At 68.4% G+C, this 19,781-nt stretch carries 19 protein-coding genes and 1 tRNA gene; 19 read left to right on the plus strand and 1 reads right to left on the minus strand.

The features are described from left to right. Positions 1-65: 65 nt before the first annotated feature. From AZG88_RS50715 to AZG88_RS28575, 18 genes are all read left to right on the plus strand, one after another. On the plus strand, positions 66-1,034 hold the full coding sequence (locus AZG88_RS50715) for a tetratricopeptide repeat protein (protein WP_082764322.1): 969 nt from the start codon (positions 66-68) through the stop codon (positions 1,032-1,034). After that, positions 1,031-2,026 carry an HAD-IIA family hydrolase gene (locus tag AZG88_RS28495; RefSeq protein WP_005243203.1) on the plus strand — a complete coding sequence of 332 codons (996 nt, stop codon included), beginning with the start codon at positions 1,031-1,033 and terminating at the stop codon, positions 2,024-2,026. Before AZG88_RS50715 ends, AZG88_RS28495 begins: the two co-directional genes overlap by 4 nt. A 77-nt stretch (positions 2,027-2,103) precedes the next feature. Continuing rightward, positions 2,104-2,331 (plus strand): hypothetical protein, encoded by a 228-nt coding sequence (locus AZG88_RS52075; RefSeq protein ID WP_043943807.1) that lies wholly within the window; start codon positions 2,104-2,106, stop codon positions 2,329-2,331. Between the two features lies 1 nt (position 2,332). Beyond that, on the plus strand, positions 2,333-3,163 hold the full coding sequence (locus AZG88_RS28505; protein ID WP_061040483.1) for a TlyA family RNA methyltransferase: 831 nt from the start codon (positions 2,333-2,335) through the stop codon (positions 3,161-3,163). After that, entirely contained in the window at positions 3,160-4,122 is a 963-nt protein-coding gene (locus AZG88_RS28510) for an NAD kinase (protein ID WP_005243189.1), read from the plus strand. Before AZG88_RS28505 ends, AZG88_RS28510 begins: the two co-directional genes overlap by 4 nt. A 2-nt stretch (positions 4,123-4,124) precedes the next feature. Further along, positions 4,125-5,897 carry a DNA repair protein RecN gene (gene recN, locus AZG88_RS28515; protein ID WP_005243187.1) on the plus strand — a complete coding sequence of 591 codons (1,773 nt, stop codon included), beginning with the start codon at positions 4,125-4,127 and terminating at the stop codon, positions 5,895-5,897. 108 nt (positions 5,898-6,005) lie between these two features. Then, positions 6,006-7,190 (plus strand): putative cytokinetic ring protein SteA, encoded by a 1,185-nt coding sequence (steA, locus tag AZG88_RS28520; RefSeq protein ID WP_005243185.1) that lies wholly within the window; start codon positions 6,006-6,008, stop codon positions 7,188-7,190. After that, the gene (locus tag AZG88_RS28525) at positions 7,187-8,137 is read left to right on the plus strand and encodes a copper transporter (protein ID WP_025432833.1); all 951 of its coding nucleotides are present in this window, start codon (positions 7,187-7,189) and stop codon (positions 8,135-8,137) included. The genes steA and AZG88_RS28525 overlap by 4 nt, the downstream gene beginning before the upstream one ends. A gap of 141 nt (positions 8,138-8,278) precedes the next feature. Further along, entirely contained in the window at positions 8,279-10,057 is a 1,779-nt protein-coding gene (locus AZG88_RS28530; RefSeq protein ID WP_025432832.1) for a CTP synthase, read from the plus strand. A gap of 13 nt (positions 10,058-10,070) precedes the next feature. Then, positions 10,071-10,739 (plus strand): NUDIX domain-containing protein, encoded by a 669-nt coding sequence (locus AZG88_RS28535; RefSeq protein ID WP_005243172.1) that lies wholly within the window; start codon positions 10,071-10,073, stop codon positions 10,737-10,739. A gap of 1 nt (position 10,740) precedes the next feature. Then, positions 10,741-11,667, plus strand: coding sequence for a site-specific tyrosine recombinase XerD (gene xerD / locus AZG88_RS28540; RefSeq protein WP_061040481.1), 927 nt, complete (start codon positions 10,741-10,743; stop codon positions 11,665-11,667). 58 nt (positions 11,668-11,725) lie between these two features. Beyond that, complete coding sequence (locus tag AZG88_RS28545) at positions 11,726-12,730, plus strand: ParA family protein (protein ID WP_005243170.1); 1,005 nt, start codon at positions 11,726-11,728, stop codon at positions 12,728-12,730. Next, the gene (locus AZG88_RS28550) at positions 12,731-13,606 is read left to right on the plus strand and encodes a segregation and condensation protein A (RefSeq protein WP_061040480.1); all 876 of its coding nucleotides are present in this window, start codon (positions 12,731-12,733) and stop codon (positions 13,604-13,606) included. Beyond that, complete coding sequence (gene scpB / locus AZG88_RS28555; protein WP_005243162.1) at positions 13,603-14,295, plus strand: SMC-Scp complex subunit ScpB; 693 nt, start codon at positions 13,603-13,605, stop codon at positions 14,293-14,295. The genes AZG88_RS28550 and scpB overlap by 4 nt, the downstream gene beginning before the upstream one ends. Before the next feature lie 16 nt (positions 14,296-14,311). Continuing rightward, on the plus strand, positions 14,312-15,382 hold the full coding sequence (locus AZG88_RS28560) for a pseudouridine synthase (protein WP_082764321.1): 1,071 nt from the start codon (positions 14,312-14,314) through the stop codon (positions 15,380-15,382). Then, complete coding sequence (gene cmk, locus AZG88_RS28565; RefSeq protein ID WP_005562874.1) at positions 15,379-16,068, plus strand: (d)CMP kinase; 690 nt, start codon at positions 15,379-15,381, stop codon at positions 16,066-16,068. The genes AZG88_RS28560 and cmk overlap by 4 nt, the downstream gene beginning before the upstream one ends. After that, a complete protein-coding gene (gene der, locus AZG88_RS28570; RefSeq protein WP_005243157.1) occupies positions 16,065-17,492 on the plus strand; it encodes a ribosome biogenesis GTPase Der in 1,428 nt (475 codons plus the stop codon). Before cmk ends, der begins: the two co-directional genes overlap by 4 nt. An 86-nt stretch (positions 17,493-17,578) precedes the next feature. Next, positions 17,579-17,655: transfer RNA gene (locus tag AZG88_RS28575), tRNA-Pro, on the plus strand. Between the two features lie 93 nt (positions 17,656-17,748). On the opposite strand, the gene AZG88_RS28580 is transcribed toward AZG88_RS28575, so the two are convergent. Then, on the minus strand, positions 17,749-18,543 hold the full coding sequence (locus AZG88_RS28580) for a L,D-transpeptidase (RefSeq protein ID WP_005243155.1): 795 nt from the start codon (positions 18,541-18,543) through the stop codon (positions 17,749-17,751). A 149-nt stretch (positions 18,544-18,692) separates the two neighbouring features. On the opposite strand from AZG88_RS28580, the gene AZG88_RS28585 reads away from it, so the two are divergent. Next, on the plus strand, positions 18,693-19,571 hold the full coding sequence (locus AZG88_RS28585; protein ID WP_060968998.1) for a sigma-70 family RNA polymerase sigma factor: 879 nt from the start codon (positions 18,693-18,695) through the stop codon (positions 19,569-19,571). Positions 19,572-19,781 lie beyond the last annotated feature (210 nt).

The following is a 19,781-nucleotide window of genomic DNA, read 5'->3' on the forward strand; positions in this document are numbered from 1 at the left end:
CGAACATCCGTTACCGAAAGGGGACCCAATATACTGGGTCCCCTTTCGTGGTTTGTGTGAAAGGAATGACTGTGTCGGAGAGTGACGACGGACGTCGGTCCTTCCGCGGAGGCGGCGCCTCCAACAGCGATCGTGGCAGCGCCTCCAACAGCAATCGTGGCGGTGCGTCCAGCGGCGATCGTGGCGGCGCCGGCGGTTCGGGTCGTGGTGGCTCGACCGGTGGTCCCCGTCGCGATTCGCGCGACAACCGTGGCGGTGCCGGTGGCGATCGTCGCGGTGGCGGACCCCGTCGTGGTGGCGAGGGCGGCTTCGCGCCTCGCGGACGTGAAGGTGACCGTCCGCAGCGGCAGCAGGCCCGTCCGGACGAACCGGATCTGCCCGAGAACGTCGAGGCCGGCGAGCTCGATCCCGCGGTACGCCGCGACCTGCTGAGCCTGGACAAGACGAATGCGAACACGGTTGCGCGTCACCTGGTGATGGCCGGCAAGCTCGTCGACGACGATCCGCGACTTGCGCTCGCGCATGCTCGCGCCGCGCGCCAGCGTGCGGGCCGAATCGCCATCGTCCGTGAGGCCGCGGGTATCACCGCGTACCACGCCGGCGAATGGGCGGAGGCGCTGTCGGAGTTGCGCGCCGCTCGTCGCATGGCCGGTGGTCCCGGACTGCTCGCGGTGATGGCTGACTGCGAACGCGGTCTGGGCCGCCCGGAACGGGCAATCGAACTCGGGCGGAGCGAGGAAGCTGCTGCGCTGTCCGGTGACGAGGCAGCCGAACTGCGCATGGTGGTCGCCGGAGCGCGCATGGACCTCGGTCAGTTCGACCAGGCCGTGGTCACGCTGCAGACCCCCGATCTCGACGCCTCCCGGACCGGTCCCGGTGCCGCTCGCCTGTTCTACGCGTACGCCGATGCCTTGGTGGCCGCCGGTCGCATCGAAGACGGACTCAAGTGGTTCCTCAATTCCGCCGCGGCGGATCTCGAGGGTGACACCGACGCGGAGGAGCGTGTGGCCGAGCTGACCGGAGACGATCAGTGACGGCTCTGCGCGACGGTTACGACGCACTGCTGCTCGACCTCGACGGCACCCTGTACCAAGGGCCGCAGGAAATCCCCGGTGCGCGAGAGGCTTTGGCGGCCGGGCAGCAGTCCTGCTATTACGTGACCAACAACGCCAGTCGCCGGCCGGGTGAGGTCGCGGAACACCTGACGGAACTCGGTTTCGATGCCGACGAGTCGACGGTGGTGACGAGTTCACAGACCGCGGCCAGGCTGCTCGCGGAGAACGTCGCCCCCGATTCGCCGGTGCTCATCGTGGGCACCGAAGCGCTCGCCGACGAAGTCCGGAACGTCGGACTGCGTCCGGTGCGGTCGTTCGAGGACGCGCCCGCGGCTGTCGTCCAAGGACATTCGCCGACGACGGGATGGGCGATACTCGCCGAGGCGACCCTCGCGATCCGGGCAGGCGCGGTCTGGGTGGCGGCGAACCTGGACTCGACCCTCCCCACCGAACGCGGACTCGTCCTCGGCAACGGATCGATGGTCGCAGCGCTCCGCACGGCGACGTCCCGCGAACCACTCGTGGCGGGTAAACCGGCCGCGCCGCTGATGGAAGACGCGATGCGCCGCAGCAAGTGTGTGCGCCCGCTCGTCGTGGGCGACAGGCTGGACACCGACATCGAAGGCGCCAACAACGTCGGCCTCGATTCCCTGCTGGTGCTCACCGGCGTGAGCACCGCGGTCGACGTGCTGCGCGCCGCTCCGGAGCAACGGCCCACCTACCTGGCGTCCGAACTGGACGCGCTCAACCGGCCCGCCGAGGAATCCCTCATCGGTGAGGACAACCGGTGGTCCGTCGAGTTCGACGGCAGCGACCTGGTGATCGAACCGACAAGCGATTCCGCCGCGCCGGTGGATTCGGCTGCGCTGCTGCGGGCCGTGACCGCCGGCGCCTGGAAGTTCCCCGACTTCTCGCGGATCACGTCGACGACGCCCGCGGTGAGTGCGGTCGTCTCCGGCTGGGGTGCCTGAAACCCGGCAGACCCGCGTTGTCCGTCACGCGATTCGCTGTATGCGTATCGGAACGCGATGGACTAGCGTTGTGCCCGATGAGCACGCCAATACCGCGCCCGGGAGCCCATCTACCTGGGCCTCCTCAGAGTGTCGACCCCGAGAAGATCCACACGGAGGTCGACGGATTGTTGTCGCGGCTCGGAGCCGTCGAACCTGATCCTGACGACGAGCACGGCGTCGGGGTCATCCCACGCAAAGCCCATCTTCTCGAGAAGGCGCACGACGTGCTGGTGGAGGCGCTGGCCACCGTGGACAAGATCTGACGTGGCCCGTCGAGCACGGGTGGATGCCGAACTCGTTCGGAGGGGACTGGCCCGGTCCCGAGAGCACGCGCAAGAACTCATCGCCTCCGGCCGAGTACTGATCTCGGGAGCGGCAGCGACCAAACCGGCCACCGCAATCGAAGCGGGAACTCCGCTGCGGGTGGTCGAGCTCGACAACGAAGTGTCCTGGGCATCGCGCGGGGCGCACAAACTCCTCGGTGCGCTCGAGGCGTTCGGCCCCCGCGGACTCGAGGTCGAGGCCAAGCGCTGCCTGGACGCCGGCGCGTCCACCGGCGGCTTCACCGACGTGCTGCTTCACCACGGCGCGCGAGAGGTCGTGGCGGTGGACGTCGGATACGGCCAGCTGGTGTGGCGGCTGCAGTCCGACGACCGCGTCCACGTCGTCGACCGGACCAACGTGCGATCCATCGACGCCGAGCAGATCGGCGGCCCGGTCGATCTGGTGGTCGCGGACCTCTCGTTCATCTCCCTGAAGCTCGTCCTCCCGGCGTTCGTCGCCTGCGTGGCCGACGGCGCAGATCTGATTCCGATGGTGAAGCCGCAGTTCGAGGTCGGCAAGGACCAAGTGGGCTCCGGTGGTGTGGTGCGTGACCCGGAGCTGCGCGTCGCCGCGGTACTGGATGTCGCGAAGACGGCAGCATCGCTGGGACTGCGTACCGTCGGTGCAGTGGCCAGTCCGCTGCCGGGACCGTCGGGGAACGTCGAGTACTTCCTGTGGCTCCGCGCGGATGTCACACCCGGGACGGATGATGTACCGGTCGAGTCGGTTGAAGAGTTGATCCGCACCGCGGTGCAGGAGGGACCACAGTGAGCGGGGGAAGCAGCGGCGCCCAGCAACGCGAGCGGGAGATCCTGCTCGTCGCGCACCCGGGCCGCGCCGAGATCACGGAGACCGCGCGGCGCGTCGGCAAGATCTTCGAGCGGGCCGGGATCGGACTGCGCGTCCTCGTCGACGAGGTCGACAGCACCCGCATCGAACCGATGGACGGCATGGCGGCCGACGAATTCCTGGTTCCCGGGCTGGAAGTCACCATCGTGCAGGCCGGCCCCGACGCCGCCCTCGGTTGCGAGATGGTGCTCGTCCTCGGCGGAGACGGGACGTTCCTCCGGGCAGCGGAACTCGCCCAGGCCGCGTCCATTCCGGTACTGGGTATCAACCTGGGCCGCATCGGGTTCCTCGCGGAAACGGAGGCCGAGCACCTCGACGAGGCGCTCGCCCAGGTGGTGCGTCGTGAATACCGCATCGAACACCGTATGACGCTGGACGTGCTGGTCCGTGTGGACGACGAGATCATCGAACGCGGCTGGGCGCTCAACGAGGCGAGCATCGAGAACCGGTCCCGGCTCGGTGTCCTCGAGGTAGTGCTCGAGGTGGACGGCCGCCCCGTGTCGGCCTTCGGCTGCGACGGCGTCCTCATCTCCACCCCGACCGGGTCGACGGCATACGCGTTCTCGGCAGGCGGTCCCGTGGTGTGGCCGGAACTGGAGGCCCTGCTGGTGGTCCCGAGCAATGCGCACGCGCTGTTCGCGCGCCCCCTCGTGACGAGCCCGAATTCGCTGATCGCGGTCGAGACGGTGGCAGGCAGCCACGACGGCCTGGTGTTCTGCGACGGTCGCCGGACCCTCGAGCTGCCCGCGGGCGCCCGCGTCGAAGTGGTGCGTGGCAAGGAACCCGTTCGTTGGATACGACTGGATTCGGCGCCGTTCGCGGACCGGATGGTGCGAAAGTTCGAGCTGCCCGTCACCGGGTGGCGAGGAAGGAAGCCCTAGACGTGCTGGCAGAGATCAGGATCGACAACCTCGGTGTGATCTCCGAGGCGTCGGCGCAATTCCATGAAGGTTTGACCGTGCTCACCGGTGAGACCGGTGCGGGCAAGACGATGGTGGTGACGAGCCTGCACCTGCTCAGCGGTGCGCGAGCGGACGCGGGCCGGGTGCGTCTCGGCGCGCCCCGTGCCGTGGTCGAGGGCCGGTTCATGACGGACGACGGCTCGGAGCACGTCGAACGTGCCGTGTCCCGGCTGCTCGAATCGACCGGCGCCGAGCGGGACGAGGACGGCACCATCATCGCGGTGCGGACCGTCGGCAGCGACGGACGGTCCCGCGCCCACCTGGGTGGGCGCAGCGTTCCGGCGGGCGTGCTGTCCGAGTTCACCGATCCACTGCTCACCGTTCACGGTCAGAACGATCAGCTGCGGCTCCTCCGGCCCGACCAGCAGTGCGCCGCCCTGGACAGGTTCGCGGACAAGACGGTCGGCCCGCTGCTGGCGCGGTACCGCAAGCACCGCGACGAATGGGTGACCGCACGGTCCGAACTGATCGAACGCACCGGGCGTACCCGGGAACTCGCGCAGGAAGCCGACCAACTGACGTTCGCCCTCAACGAGATCGACGGCATCGCGCCCACCCCGGGCGAGGACGAGTCGATCGTGTCGGAGGTGCGCAGGCTCAGTGAACTCGACTCGCTGCGCTCGGCGGCCGAGGAAGCGCACGCCGCGCTCGCCGGCGGCGACGACATGGACGGCGACGGTGTGGGCGCACCCGCGCTGGATCTGTTGTCCGAGGCGCGGGCCCGGATCGAATCGGCCACCGACCCCGAACTCGACGGGCTCGGACCGCGTCTCGCCGACGCGATCGCGGTGGTCACCGACGTCTCCGCCGACCTGACCACGTATCTCGCCGGGCTTCCCGCGGATCCGGGGGCGCTGGACTCCTTGCTGTCGCGGCAGGCGGAACTGAAGAACCTCACCCGCAAGTACGCCGCCGACGTCGACGGCGTACTGGAATGGGCAGACAACGCCCGTGCGAGGCTCGAGAAGATCGACGTGTCCTCCGATGCCTTGGCGGCGTTGACGAAGCAGGTCGAGGAGTCGGCGACGTCCACCGCGGAGGCCGCGTCGAAACTGACCGCGGCCCGCGTCAAGGCGGCGGCCAAGCTCGCCAAGGCCGTCAGTTCCGAACTCGCAGGTCTGGCGATGGGCCGGGCCGCTCTCGAGGTGTCGGTCCGGCCCCGGATCGCCGGACCGCAGGACACCGCCCCGCTCACCGTCGACGGGACGGAACTGCACGCGGGATCGTCCGGCGTCGACGAAGTGGAATTCCGGCTGTCGGCGCACAGCGGCGCTCAGTCGCTGCCCATCAGCAAGAGTGCGTCGGGTGGTGAACTCTCGCGCGTGATGCTGGCCCTCGAGGTGGTGCTCGCCGGGTCCGATTCGGGCGCGACGATGGTGTTCGACGAGGTCGACGCCGGCGTCGGCGGTCGGGCCGCGGTCGAGATCGGCCGGCGACTGGCCCGGCTCGCCCGGACACACCAGGTCATCGTCGTGACGCACCTGCCGCAGGTCGCGGCGTTCGCGGACACCCACCTGGTGGTCGACAAGGTCGACGACACGGACGGGGTCGTCAGCAGTGGTGTGCACACACTCACCGACGACGAACGGGTGGTGGAACTGGCGCGCATGCTCGCCGGACTCGACGACACGGAGACCGGTCGGGCCCACGCGGAGGAACTGTTGGCCACCGCCAACGCCGAGCGTTCCGTCTGACCCGTCGGCGGACCATCGGCCGCACCCGTGGTAATGGTGTGACTGATGTGGTAAACGGTTCGGCGCGCCTCCACAGGTCGGTCCTGCTTCCGGTCCATCATCGAACTCATGAAGATGCCGGCACTGCTGTCACGTAACACCGAAACTTTGCCTGGGGTCAGCGGCATCGCCAGGGTGGATCGCAACACGGCCAAGTTGCTGCGACGCGTCGGACCCGGTGACATCGTCGTTCTCGACGAGCTCGACCTCGATCGCGGGACCGCGGACGCCCTGGTGAAGGCAGGCGTTCTCGCAGTGATCAACGCGTCGCCCTCGATCTCGGGGCGCTATCCCAACCTCGGTCCGGAGGTGATCGTCGCCAACGGGATCCTCCTGGTGGATTCGGCCGGCGCCGAGATCTTCAAGAGCATCAAGGACGGCAGCAAGGTCCGGGTGAACGGGGGAGGTGTCTACTCCGGGGAACGGCGCATCGCCAAGGGCGACGAACAGACCGAGGCGGAGATCTCCGACCGGATGATCGAGGCGAAGACCGGTCTGGTCGACCACCTCGAGGCGTTCTCCGGCAACACCATCGAGTTCATCCGCACCGAGAGTCCGCTGCTGATCGACGGCGTCGGAGTCCCAGACGTCGACGTCGACATGAAGGAACGGCACGTCGTGATCGTGTCCGACGGCCCGGACCACGCCTCCGATCTGAAGAACCTCAAGCCGTTCATCAAGGAGTACTCGCCGATCCTCATCGGTGTCGGGGCAGGCGCCGACGTCCTGAAGTCGGCGGGCTACCGCCCGGATCTCATCGTCGGCGACCCCGAGGACATCACGAGCGCGACGCTCAAGTCGGGCGCCGAGGTGGTTCTTCCCGCCGACCAGGACGGTCACGCACCCGGTCTGTCACGGATCCAGGACCTCGGCATCGGAGCGATGACGTTCCCCGCCTCCGGATCCCCGTCCGACCTGGCGCTGCTGCTGGCCGATCATCACGGTGCGTCGCTGATCGTCACGGTCGGGAGCACCGTCTCCCTCGACGAATTCTTCGACCGCGGCCGCCGCGACAGCAACCCGTCGGCATTCATGACTCGCCTGAAGGTCGGGCCGAAACTGGTGGACGCGAAGGCTGTGGCGACCCTGTACCGGAGCCGGGTGTCGGGCGGTGCGATCGCGCTGCTCGTACTGGCCGCACTGGTCGCGGTGATCGTGGCCCTGGTGGTGTCGAACATCGGTGGTGAGGCACTGGACTGGGCCGTCGCGACATGGAACAGCTTCGCGTTGTGGGTCCAGGGGTTCTTCAAGTGATTTCTCTGCGTCAACATGCCATTTCCATAGCGGCGATCTTCCTGGCTCTGGCAATCGGCGTGGTGATGGGTTCCGGCCTGTTGTCGAGCGGTCTCGTCTCGGGGCTGCGCGACGACAAGGCCGACCTGCAGACCGACGTGGAGAAGGCGAACGAACGCAACAACCAGCTGACCGAGCAGTTGAACTCGGCGGACGGCTTCGATTCCGCGGTCGGCGGCCGCGTGGTGGCCGACTCTCTCGCGCAACGCACCGTGATGGTCGTGACGACCCCGGATGCCGACCCCGCCGACCTCGACGGGGTCAACCGCATGATCGCGCAGGCCGGTGGGTCGGTGACCGGCCGGGTGTCGTTGACCGATTCGTTCGTGGACGCCACGGGCGGTGACCGGCTGCGGACAGTGGTCAACAACGTGATCCCTGCGGGTGTCACGTTGAAGACCGGGGCCGTCGACCAGGGCAGTCTCGCCGGCGACCTGCTGGGCTCGGTCCTCATGCTCGGCAAGGAGACGGGCCAGCCGCAGAGTTCCGCGCAGGAGATGGCGCTCGCCCTCGAGACCCTCCGCGGGGCGGGATTCGTCAGCTACGACGACGGTGCGGTCCAACCGGCACAGGTCGCGGTGGTGCTGACCGGAGATCGCGACGTGGAGGACGGTGTCAGCGGCAACCGCGGTGCGGTGGTGGCCCGGTTCGCGGGTGCGCTGGATTCGCGCGGTGCCGGGGCGGTTCTCGCCGGGCGCCCGGCCTCGGCGCAGGGCAACGGTGCGGTCGCCGTGGCGCGGGCCGACGCTGCCCTCTCCGCGACGCTGACCACGATCGACAACATCGACCGGGAAGCGGGCAAGATCACCGTTCCGCTCGCACTGCAGGAGCAACTGAACGGCAGCGCCGGCCGGTACGGCACCGGGCCCGGCACCACCGGAGTCACCGTGGGGGCCACCCCGGCGTAGCGCGCGTCACATCGGGGCTGGCAATCGCGGCGCGTTGTTTCCGGGACGTACGACAAGGTGTTACCGTGAAGTCCCGTGGGTCGGCAGGCCCCAGCATTGCTCGAACAGACCAAGCCCTGCACAGTCGTCACGGGAGCCCCTTTGCCACAGTCACGCACTCATTCGCGTACCGCTACCAAGCACATCTTCGTGAGCGGCGGCGTCGCCTCCTCACTCGGCAAGGGCCTCACAGCCTCGAGCCTCGGGCAATTGCTCACCGCGCGGGGAATGCGCGTGACCATGCAGAAACTGGATCCGTATCTCAACGTCGATCCGGGCACGATGAACCCCTTCCAGCACGGTGAGGTCTTCGTCACCGAGGACGGCGCCGAGACCGACCTCGACGTCGGTCATTACGAGCGCTTCCTCGACCGCGACCTGTCCGGTCAGGCGAATGTGACCACCGGCCAGGTGTATTCGACGGTCATCGCCAAGGAGCGGCGCGGCGAATACCTCGGCGACACCGTCCAGGTCATCCCGCACATCACGGACGAGATCAAGAGCCGGATCCTCGCCATGAGCGGACCGGACCTCCAGGGACACCAGCCCGACGTCGTCATCACGGAGATCGGTGGCACCGTCGGTGACATCGAGTCGCAGCCGTTCCTCGAGGCCGCCCGTCAGGTGCGCCACGACGTCGGTCGGGACAACGTCTTCTTCCTCCACGTCTCTCTGGTGCCGTACCTGGCGCCGTCGGGTGAGCTCAAGACGAAGCCCACCCAGCACTCGGTCGCGGCCCTGCGGAACATCGGTATCCAGCCCGACGCGCTGATCCTGCGCTGCGACCGCGAGGTTCCCCCGGCGCTGAAGAACAAGATCGCGCTCATGTGCGACGTCGACGTCGACGGCTGCATCTCGACCCCCGACGCGCCCTCGATCTACGACATCCCGAAGGTGCTGCACAGCGAGGGCCTCGACGCGTACGTGGTGCGTCAGCTGGGTCTGCCGTTCCGTGACGTGGACTGGACGGTGTGGGGCAACCTGCTCGAGCGCGTCCACCAGCCGCGCGAAACCGTGCGGATCGCCCTGGTCGGAAAGTACGTCGACCTGCCGGACGCCTACCTGTCCGTCACCGAGGCGCTGCGTGCCGGTGGGTTCGCGAACCGCTCGAAGGTGGAAATCTCCTGGGTGCCGTCCGACGCGTGTGAGACGGAGGCGGGCGCGCAGGCCGCCCTGGGCGACGTCGACGGCGTGCTGATTCCCGGTGGCTTCGGAATCCGCGGTATCGAGGGCAAGCTCGGCGCGATCCGGTACGCGCGCCACCGGAAGATCCCGCTGCTCGGACTGTGTCTCGGCCTGCAGTGCGTCGTGATCGAGGCCGCGCGCAGCGTGGGTCTCGACGACGCCAACTCCGCCGAGTTCGAGCCCGAGACCACGCACCCCGTGATCTCCACGATGGCCGACCAGGAAGACGTCATCGCCGGCGAGGCGGACCTCGGCGGCACGATGCGCCTCGGCGCGTACCCCGCCGTCCTGACGAAGGGGTCCGTCGTCGCCCGCGCGTACGGCAGCGAAGAGGTGTCGGAGCGCCACCGTCACCGCTACGAGGTCAACAACGCGTACCGCGACCGGATCGCGAAGAGCGGACTCCGGTTCAGCGGAACCTCGCCCGACGGTCACCTCGTCGAGTTCGTCGAATACCCGGCCGACCAGCACCCGTTCTTCGTCGCGACGCAGGCGCACCCCGAACTGAAGAGCCGTCCGACGCGTCCACACCCGCTGTTCGCGGCGTTCGTCGACGCGGCGCTGAAGCACAAGCTCGAAGAGCGGCTTCCCGTCGACGTGCACGGCGAGGAGCGGGCCGCCGCCGTCGCCACCGATGACGAACTCGCCGACTCCGCCGACCGCGACGAGGTCGCGTCCGTCGACAGCGCGGGATAGGGCGAGACCGACCATGACGGACACCGGCCGGCACGAATTCGAGACTCTCGACTCGCGCGCCGTCTACAGCGGCGCGATCCTCGCCCTGCGGGTGGATCACGTCGCGATGCCGGACGGCCGGACCGCCGAACGTGAGGTGGTCGAGCACCACGGCGCCGTCGCCGTCGTGGTGCTCGACGACGAGGACCGGGTCGTCCTGATCCACCAGTACCGGCACCCGGTGGGGCGCCGGTTGTGGGAGATCCCGGCGGGCCTGCTGGACGAGCCGGGGGAGGACCCCGTCGACGCCGCCGGGCGCGAGCTGGCGGAGGAGACCGGACTCGGAGCCCGTCGCTGGTCCGTTCTCGTGGACGTCGTTCTCTCGCCCGGGTTCACGGACGAGTCGGTGCGCGTGTTCCTCGCCGAGGACCTGTACGACGTGGACCGGCCCGATCCGGAGGACGAGGAAGCCGACCTCGAGATCGAGCGGATTCCACTCGACGAGGTCGTGTCGATGGTGCTGAACGGGACAATCGTGAACGCCACGGCCGTAGCCGGTGTGATGGCCCTCGCCGCTGCCCGGTCCCGGCCGGGCGGTCTCGGCGAACTCCGCGACGTGACCGCGCCCTGGGTCGATCGCCCCGACAGGTTCAGCGAGAGAAAACGCTCGCGCGCCGCCGGGGACGAGGCCGCGCGGGCATGACATGGTGATTGCGCGGCAGGTGGATTCGTACCTCGACCACCTGGCCGTCGAGCGCGGAGCTGCCCGCAACACCCTCGGTTCGTACCGCCGCGACCTCGAGCGGTACACACAGTTCCTCGCCGACCGGGAGGTCACCGACATCGGGCGCATCCGCGAACAGGATGTCAGTGACTTCGTGATCGCTCTGCGAGCCGGCGACCAGGCTCGCGAACTGCCGCCGCTGGCCGCGAGCTCGGCGGCCCGCGCCCTGATCGCGGTGCGCGGATTCCACCGGTTCGCCGCGGCCGAGGCGATGACCGCCGTCGACGTCGCCCGGGACGTGCGGCCGCCGTCGCCGGCGAAACGGCTCCCCAAATCGCTGCCGGTCAACGAGGTGCTGGCGCTGCTGGAGGCGGTCGGAGGCAGCGGACCCGCAGACGGACCGCGGGCGGTCCGCGACCGCGCGCTGCTCGAGCTGCTGTATTCGACGGGCGCCCGCATCTCCGAAGCCGTCGGCCTGGACGTCGACGACGTCGACACCGAGACCCGGTCGGTGCTGCTGCGGGGCAAGGGGGGCAAGCAGCGGGTGGTCCCGGTGGGCCGGCCCGCCGTCGAATCCCTCGACGCCTACCTGATCCGGGGCCGGCCGGCACTGGCTTCACGCGGAACACCCGCGCTGTTCCTCAATGTCCGCGGCGGACGGCTGTCCCGCCAGAGCGCGTGGAAGGTGCTGCAGACCGCGGCGGACGCGGCGGGCATCTCGTCGGCGGTGTCGCCGCACACACTCCGTCACTCGTTCGCGACCCACCTGCTCGACGGCGGCGCCGACGTCAGGGTCGTCCAGGAGCTGCTGGGACATGCCTCGGTGACGACCACCCAGATATATACGCTGGTGACAGTGGGTGCGCTGCGCGAGGTGTGGGCCGGAGCGCACCCCCGGGCAAGGTGACGGAAAGCGTGTCGAGGGGAAAATTCACGGTACGAGGCGGTAGCGTTCGTATAACGATGTGGGATCGGCAGCGATCATCGAGAGAACAGGGGATCATCGGACCGTGGTGACACCGCAGCCGCCAGCGGCGGAGTCAGAGCACTCGCAACAGGAGGGCGACATGTTCGACGTGCGGCAGACCGAACCCGCAGCCTTGTTCGAGGACGCTGCCGTGGTCGTGGAGGAAGAGCTCGGCCCCACGGGGCGGCCGACGCGCGAGGTGCCGGAACCGGCCCCGTTGCCCTCGCACGGCCCGGCCAGGATCATCGCGATGTGCAACCAGAAGGGTGGCGTCGGCAAGACGACGTCGACGATCAACCTGGGAGCGTCGCTGGCCGAATTCGGCCGACGTGTCCTGCTCGTCGACCTCGATCCCCAGGGGGCGCTGTCCGCGGGGCTCGGCGTCGCGCATCACGACCTCGACCTGACCGTCCACAATCTGCTCGTCGAACCCCGTGTCGCGATCGACGATGTCCTGATGCGGACACGCGTCGAGGGCCTCGACCTCCTGCCGAGCAACATCGACCTGTCGGCGGCGGAGATCCAGCTCGTCACCGAGGTCGGCCGGGAACAGACGCTCGGACGTGTGCTGCACCCGGTGCTCGACCGGTACGACTACGTACTGATCGACTGCCAGCCTTCCCTCGGTCTGCTCACGGTGAACGCGCTGGCCTGCGCGGACTCGGTGATCATCCCGATGGAGTGCGAGTACTTCAGCCTGCGCGGCCTGGCGCTGCTCAACGACACGGTCGAGAAGGTTCACGACCGGCTCAACCCGCGGCTCGAACTCGCCGGCATCGTCGTGACGATGTTCGACTCGCGGACCCTGCACGCGCGTGAGGTGATGGCCCGTGTGGTGGAGGTGTTCGGGGATCTCGTCTACGACACCGTGATCAACCGCACCGTCCGCTTCCCCGAGACCTCGGTCGCCGGGGAGCCGATCACCACCTGGGCGCCGAAATCGACCGGCGCCGAGGCGTACCGTGCCCTGGCACGCGAGGTCATTCACCGGTCCGGCCGGTAAGTGGTGAATACGCAAGACATTTCGGCTCCACCGCAGACCGAGGGCTCGCAGACCCCGGTATCGCAGGCCGAGGATCAGCAGGCGCCCGTGGTCAAGCCCGGCTTCCGGGTGACGCTGCGGAATTTCGAGGGGCCGTTCGACCTGCTCCTCACCCTGATCAACCAGCGACAGCTGGACGTCACGGAAGTCGCGCTTCACCAGGTGACGGACGACTTCATCGCCTACACCCGCACGCTGGGCGCGGAGATGGGTCTCGATCAGACCACCGAATTCCTGGTGGTCGCCGCGACACTGCTCGATCTGAAAGCGGCCCGTCTGCTTCCCGCGGGGCAGGTGGAGGACGCAGAGGATCTCGCGCTCCTCGAGGCGCGCGACCTGCTGTTCGCCCGGCTGCTGCAGTACCGCGCGTACAAGCAGGTGGCGCAACTGTTCGGTGAGCTCGAGGCGGCCGCGCTGCGCCGGTACCCGCGGTCGGCGGCACTGGAGGACCAGTTCACCCAGTTGCTGCCGGAAGTGTTGCTCGGTGTCGACCCGCAGCGGTTCGCGGAGATCGCCGCAACCGTGTTCACACCCCGCCCGAAGCCCACCGTGGGACTGGACCATCTGCACGACATGCACGCGGTGTCGGTGCCGGAACAGGCGGCGAGGATGCTGGAACTGCTCCGCGAACGAGGGGCCGGGGAGTGGGCGACCTTCGGCGACCTGGTCTCGGAGTGCGAGGTGACGGCCCTGATCGTGGCAAGATTCCTCGCGCTGCTCGAGCTGTATCGCGAGCAGTCGGTGTTGTTCGAACAGCCCGAGCCGCTCGGGGAATTGCTGGTGAGCTGGACCGGGGAGGGCACACACGCCCCGGTGACCGAGGAGGATTACGGATGAGTTCGGCCCCGTTCGACGAGTCGGACGACCAGGGCGCCGTCGACGCAGAACCCGAGCTGTCGGACACCGAACTCGAAGCTGTCCTCGAGTCGCTGCTGCTGATCGTCGACTCTCCCGCCGGTGCCGAACAGCTCTCCTCCGCGACCGGCGCTTCTGTGAATCGCATCACGGACGTGCTGAACCGCATGTCCGCCGAGCTCACCGCCCGTGGGAGCGGGATGGACCTCCGATATGCCGGTGACGGTTGGCGTCTCTACACGCGCACCGCGTACGCGCCCTACGTGGAACGACTCCTGCTCGACGGTGCCCGGTCCAAACTGACGAGGGCGGCGTTGGAAACTCTGGCCGTGGTGGCATACCGTCAACCGTTGACCCGCGCACGGATCAGTGCGGTGCGCGGCGTCAACGTGGATGGGGTGGTGCGCACACTTCTCGCTCGCGGATTGATCGCCGAAGCCGGCGTCGATCCCGATACCAACGCCACGCAGTATTCGACGACGGAGCTCTTCCTGGAACGGCTCGGCTTGGCGTCTCTCGCCGATCTTCCCGCCTTGGCCCCGCTGTTGCCGGACGTGGATCTGATAGATGACATCAGTGACAGTCTGGAATCTGACCCACGATTTGCGAGAATGAATAAAGCTACGGCTTCCACAGAAGAGTTGGACACCGGGCTGGACACCGAAGACTGACAGGGATAGTACAAAAGTGAAGAAACCCGCTCGCCGAGATGGCACACCGGATCGCAACAACAACAACAACAAGAAGCAGCGCCCCACCAGGTCGGAGACCGGGGGTCGCTCGGACAGGTCGGAAGCCGGAGGGCGACCGAGCCGCTCCGAGACCGATCGGCGTCCGACCAGGTCGGACTCCGTCAAGGGCAAGTCGGGCAGGCCCGACGCCGCGGCCGCGAAGAACAAACGCGGCAAGCCCAAGTCGGCCAAGCCGCAGCGCGCCCAGGCCCAGGCGCCCAAGATCAGCAACGCCAAGCCTGCCCGGCACCAGTACGCCGACGCCGCCGATCGGCCCGCCGGCCCGCCGCAGGGCGACGGCATGCGACTGCAGAAGGTTCTCGCCCAGGCCGGCGTCGCGTCGCGCCGTGCGGCCGAGGAACTGATCTCGCAGGGTCGCGTCGAGGTCGACGGCCGCATCGTCATCGAACAGGGACTGCGCATCGACCCCGAGAACGCGGTCGTGCGTGTGGACGGCGTCCGCGTCGTCGTGCAGAAGGACCTGGTTCACCTCGCGCTGAACAAGCCCCGCGGCTGGCAGTCGACGATGTCGGACGACCTCGGGCGCCCGTGCGTCGGCGACATCGTCTCCGAGCGGGTCGCCGCAGGTCAGCGGTTGTTCCACGTCGGTCGACTGGACGCCGACACCGAGGGACTGCTGCTGCTCACCAACGACGGTGACCTGGCGCACCGGCTGATGCACCCGTCCTTCGAGGTGTCGAAGACGTACCTGGCGACCGTGTCGGGTGCCCTCGAACGCGGCGTCGGAAAGAAGCTCAAGGAGGGTGTCGAGCTGGACGACGGACCGGCGAAGGTCGACACGTTCACGCTCCTCGACATCAACGAGGGCAAGTCGCTCGTCCGCGTCACCCTGCACGAAGGCCGCAAGCACATCGTGCGCCGCCTGTTCGAGGCCGTGGGACACCCCGTCATCCGGCTCGTCCGGACGGACATCGGCGCGGTCGCTCTCGGCGACCAGCGTCCCGGCACGCTCCGCGTACTCGGTCGAGGCGAGGTCGGCGGTCTCTACGGGGCGGTGGGCCTGTGAGTACGTCGTCGCTGGTCGTCGCGATGGACGGCCCGTCCGGAACCGGGAAGTCGAGCGTCTCGCGGATGCTCGCGCAGCGGCTCGATGCCCGATACCTCGACACCGGCGCCATGTACCGGATCGCGACGCTGCATGCGCTGCGCAAGGGCGTGGACCTCACCGATCCCGCAGCGATCGCCGACGCGACCGCGGGTCTGCCGTGGTCGATCGGCACCGACCCGTCGGGCGAGCAGGTTTTGCTCGACGGGGAGGACGTGGGGGAGGAGATCCGCGGCGACGCGGTGACCAAGGCCGTCTCGGCGGTCTCCGCCGTTCCCGCCGTGCGTGAACTGCTCGTCGCGGCGCAGCGTCGTCTCGCGGGCGAGGCCGAACGGATCGTCGTCGAGGGCCGGGACATCGGCACCGTCGTGATCCCGGACGCCGACGTGAAGATCTACCTCACCGCCTCGGCGGAAGCCCGGGCACAGCGCAGGAATGCGCAGAATCTCGCGGAAGGACGAGGCGACGACTACGCGGCCGTGCTGGCCGACGTGCAGCGTCGTGACCACCTCGACTCCACGCGCGCCGTGTCGCCGCTGCGGCCGGCCGACGATTCCGTGCTGGTCGACACCAGCGAACTCGGAATCGACGACGTGATCGGCAGGTTGCTGCTGGTGGTAAGCGAAAGAACTGGAGCAGGGCAGTGACCGAACAATTCACCACCGAGTTTGCAGGCGACGGCACCTGGAGTGAGGAATCCGACTGGGAGGTCCTGGACCTCGAAGACGGCGGCGACGGAGAGTCCCACGTCCCGGTTCCCACCCTCGCAGTGGTCGGGCGCCCGAACGTCGGCAAGTCGACGCTCGTCAACCGGATCATCGGCCGCCGCGAAGCCGTGGTCGAGGACATTCCCGGTGTGACCCGTGACCGCGTCTCCTACGAGGCGAACTGGAGCGGCCGCCGCTTCATGGTGCAGGACACCGGCGGCTGGGAACCCGACGCCAAGGGTCTGCAGCAATCGGTGGCCCGGCAGGCGGAACTGGCGATGCAGACCGCGGACGCGATCCTCCTCGTCGTCGACGCCGTCGTCGGCGCCACCGCAACGGACGAGGCCGTGGCCAAGGTGCTGCGCCGGTCCAAGACCCCGGTTCTGCTGGTCGCCAACAAGGTGGACGACGGCCGCACCGAATCCGAGGTGGCCGCACTGTGGTCGCTCGGTCTCGGACAGCCGCACTCGGTGAGCGCCACGCACGGCCGCGGCACCGGCGATCTCCTCGACGAGGTGCTCGCCGCACTCCCGGAGACCCCGCGTGAAGGCATCCCCGGCGGCGGGCCGCGACGCGTGGCTCTGGTCGGGAAGCCGAACGTCGGGAAGTCGAGCCTGCTGAACAAGCTGTCGGGCGACGAGCGTTCGGTGGTCCACAACGTCGCGGGCACCACCGTCGATCCGGTCGACTCGATCGTGGAGCTCGGCGGCAGGCCGTGGCGTTTCGTCGACACCGCCGGTCTGCGCAAGCGGGTCAGCCACGCCAGCGGCGCCGAGTTCTACGCGTCGCTGCGGACGAAGAGCGCCATCGAGGCCGCCGAGGTCGCGATTCTGCTGATCGACGCATCCGAGCCGATCTCGGAGCAGGACCTGCGCGTGCTGAGCATGGTGGCCGACGCCGGCCGGGCCCTCGTCATCGCGTTCAACAAGTGGGATCTCGTCGACGAGGACCGGCGCCTCCAGCTCGACCGGGAAGTCGATCGGGACCTGGTGCGGGTGCCGTGGGCGCAGCGCGTCAACATCTCGGCGCAGACGGGGCGCGCGGTGCAGAAGCTCGTCCCCGCCCTGGACACCGCACTGGAGTCCTGGGACAAGCGGATTCCCACGGGCCGGCTCAACACCTGGCTCAAGGAAGTCGTCGCCGCGACGCCGCCGCCGATGCGCGGTGGCCGGCTGCCTCGCGTGATGTTCGCCACGCAGGCCGGAACACGTCCGCCGACGTTCGTGCTGTTCACGACGGGGTTCCTGGAGGCGGGCTACCGCCGGTTCCTGGAGCGGCGTCTGCGCGAGGAGTTCAATTTCGACGGCAGCCCCGTCCGCATCTCGGTGCGGGTGCGGGAAAAGCGTGAGCGGCGAAATCGTTGATCCGACAGAATGCGCTCTGACCAGGCGATTAGCGTTACGGACTGCCCCTGATGTAATCTCATCGAGCACCTGAACGAGGGTGTGGACGGGCTGTGGCGCAGCTTGGTAGCGCACTTGACTGGGGGTCAAGTGGTCGCAGGTTCAAATCCTGTCAGCCCGACCAGATGATCAGCGAAGGCGGTTTCCCGGAAACGGGAAACCGCCTTTTCTGTGTCTCCGGCCCCGCGCATTCCGGGTCTCCGACACCATGCGGGACTCAATCCGTGACGATGACCGGGTCGCCGATCTTGGCGTTGTCGTAGAACCACCGTGCGTTCTCGGTGCTGAGATTGATGCAGCCGTGGCTGACGTTCTCGAAGCCCTGCGAGTTCACCGACCACGGTGCGGCGTGCACGAAGATCCCGCCCCAGGTGATGCGGGTGGCGTACTCGACGTAGAGACGGTAGCCCTCCTCGTCATCGATCGGGACGCCGTACGTCGACGAATCCATGATCATGTCGCGGAACTGCTCGATGACGGGGAACGTCCCGAGCGGTGTCTCGTATCCGGGTTTGCCCATCGACGCCGGCATGGTCTGCACGACCTGGTCGTTGATGCTGACGGTGAACTGGTGGGTCGTCGTGTTCGCGACGGCGACGAGTGCGTCACCCACCTGGAACTGCGACCTCGCGCCCGCCGCCTCGACGGTCACCCGGGTGTCGGCCGGCCAGAAGTGGTCCGGGGTCCACTGCACGGTGCGGTCGTCGATCCAGGAGAACTGGCCGGGCACGGGTTTCGAGGGGGTGATCTGGACACCACGCTCGGCGAGCGCGCGATCGGACACCGGTGACGCGAACCGGACGACGACAGGATGCGCGATGCCGACGACCTGCCCGCTCGCGGGGGAGAGTGTCGGCGCCACGACCTTCCCGGTGACTGCCGGGGAATGCGCCGACGCGGTGGCACTCACTCCGCACACGGCCAGAGCCGCGAGCACCGAGACGAGAAACAGACGTCCGACCTGCTGTGCTTTCCACATGCCGTCCAGCCCTTCAGAGACTGTGAGCGTCATTTCAGTTAACCACGGCGATATCGGACAGCGGAACCAGGGAAACTGGATGCATTACGCGCATCACGGGCCACGGACGAGGCATCCGCCGTCACATCGGCCGCGTTTCGCCGGTCACACAGTTGACAGACCGCGACGGAAGGACGTGACCGATGAACGACAACGACATGCTGGCGCAGCAGTTCGAGGCGCATCGCACACACCTGCGGGCGGTGGCCTACCGGATGCTCGGCTCGATCGGCGAGGCCGAGGACGCCGTGCAGGAATCCTGGCTGCGACTGAGCCGCACCGACGCCGGCACCGTCGAGAACCTGGGCGGCTGGCTGACGACGGTAGTGGCACGGGTGTGCCTGAACATGCTGCAGTCCCGCAGGTCACGGCGGGAAGATCCCCTGGATGCGGCAGTGCCCGACCCGATCGTGACCCGGGCGGACGGCAGTGACCCCGAACATGAGGCGGTGCTCGCCGATTCGGTCGGTCTCGCGCTGCTCGTGGTCCTCGGCACGCTCACTCCTGCGGAGCGACTGGCATTCGTGCTGCACGACATGTTCGCGGTGCCCTTCGAGGACATCGCTCCGATCGTGGAGCGAACCCCGGCGGCCGCCCGGCAACTGGCCAGCCGCGCACGCCGGCGTCTGCAGGGAGCCCCCGTTCCCGACACCGATCCGGTCCGCCAGCGTGCGGTCGTCGACGCGTTCCTGGCGGCCGCGAGGAGCGGCGACTTCGACGCGCTCGTGGCCGTGCTCGATCCGGATGTCGTGCTCCGCGCCGATACCGGAGCGTTGCCGGCGGGAGCCTCCACGATGGTGCGCGGCTCGGAGACGGTCGCGGGCCGGGTCCTCGGGTTCGCCCGGCTGGCTCGGTTCGCGCATCCGGCGCTCGTCAACGGTGCCGCCGGAGTGGTCGCGATCTCCGACGGGCAGCTGCTGTCGGTCATGGGCGTCACGATCCGGCGCGGGAAGATCGTCGAGATCGACATCCTCGCCGACCGCGCGCGCCTCGCCGGGCTCGTCGTCGAGAACCTCGACTGACGAGCCCACCGGGGTCAGTTCGTGCGGTGCTCGGCGTCTCCGTGTGCGTTGCCGGTGCGCAGGCCGATCAGGGCCGCGGCGACGAGGAAGATGCTGCCGGTCAGCAGCGCCCGCTGGAAGCCGAGGGTGAGTGCCTCGGGCACAGGCGAATTCGCTGCGAGCAGATGCTGTGAATGTGACGTGGCGATCGCGGCGAAGATCGCGAGACCG

Origin of the sequence: Rhodococcus sp. LB1, from assembly GCF_001583455.1 — a bacterium.
Lineage (GTDB): Bacteria > Actinomycetota > Actinomycetes > Mycobacteriales > Mycobacteriaceae > Rhodococcus_F > Rhodococcus_F opacus.

What these genes read in the sequence shown, in the direction of transcription:
- AZG88_RS50715 (WP_082764322.1), top strand. Translation starts at nt 66, where the DNA reads ATGACTGTGTCGGAGAGTGACGACGGACGTCGGTCCTTCCGCGGAGGC.
- AZG88_RS52075 (WP_043943807.1), top strand. Translation starts at nt 2,104, where the DNA reads ATGAGCACGCCAATACCGCGCCCGGGAGCCCATCTACCTGGGCCTCCT.
- AZG88_RS28580 (WP_005243155.1), bottom strand. Translation starts at nt 18,543, where the DNA reads ATGACGCTCACAGTCTCTGAAGGGCTGGACGGCATGTGGAAAGCACAG.
- AZG88_RS28585 (WP_060968998.1), top strand. Translation starts at nt 18,693, where the DNA reads ATGAACGACAACGACATGCTGGCGCAGCAGTTCGAGGCGCATCGCACA.
- scpB (WP_005243162.1), top strand. Translation starts at nt 13,603, where the DNA reads ATGAGTTCGGCCCCGTTCGACGAGTCGGACGACCAGGGCGCCGTCGAC.
- steA (WP_005243185.1), top strand. Translation starts at nt 6,006, where the DNA reads ATGAAGATGCCGGCACTGCTGTCACGTAACACCGAAACTTTGCCTGGG.
- xerD (WP_061040481.1), top strand. Translation starts at nt 10,741, where the DNA reads ATGGTGATTGCGCGGCAGGTGGATTCGTACCTCGACCACCTGGCCGTC.
- AZG88_RS28535 (WP_005243172.1), top strand. Translation starts at nt 10,071, where the DNA reads ATGACGGACACCGGCCGGCACGAATTCGAGACTCTCGACTCGCGCGCC.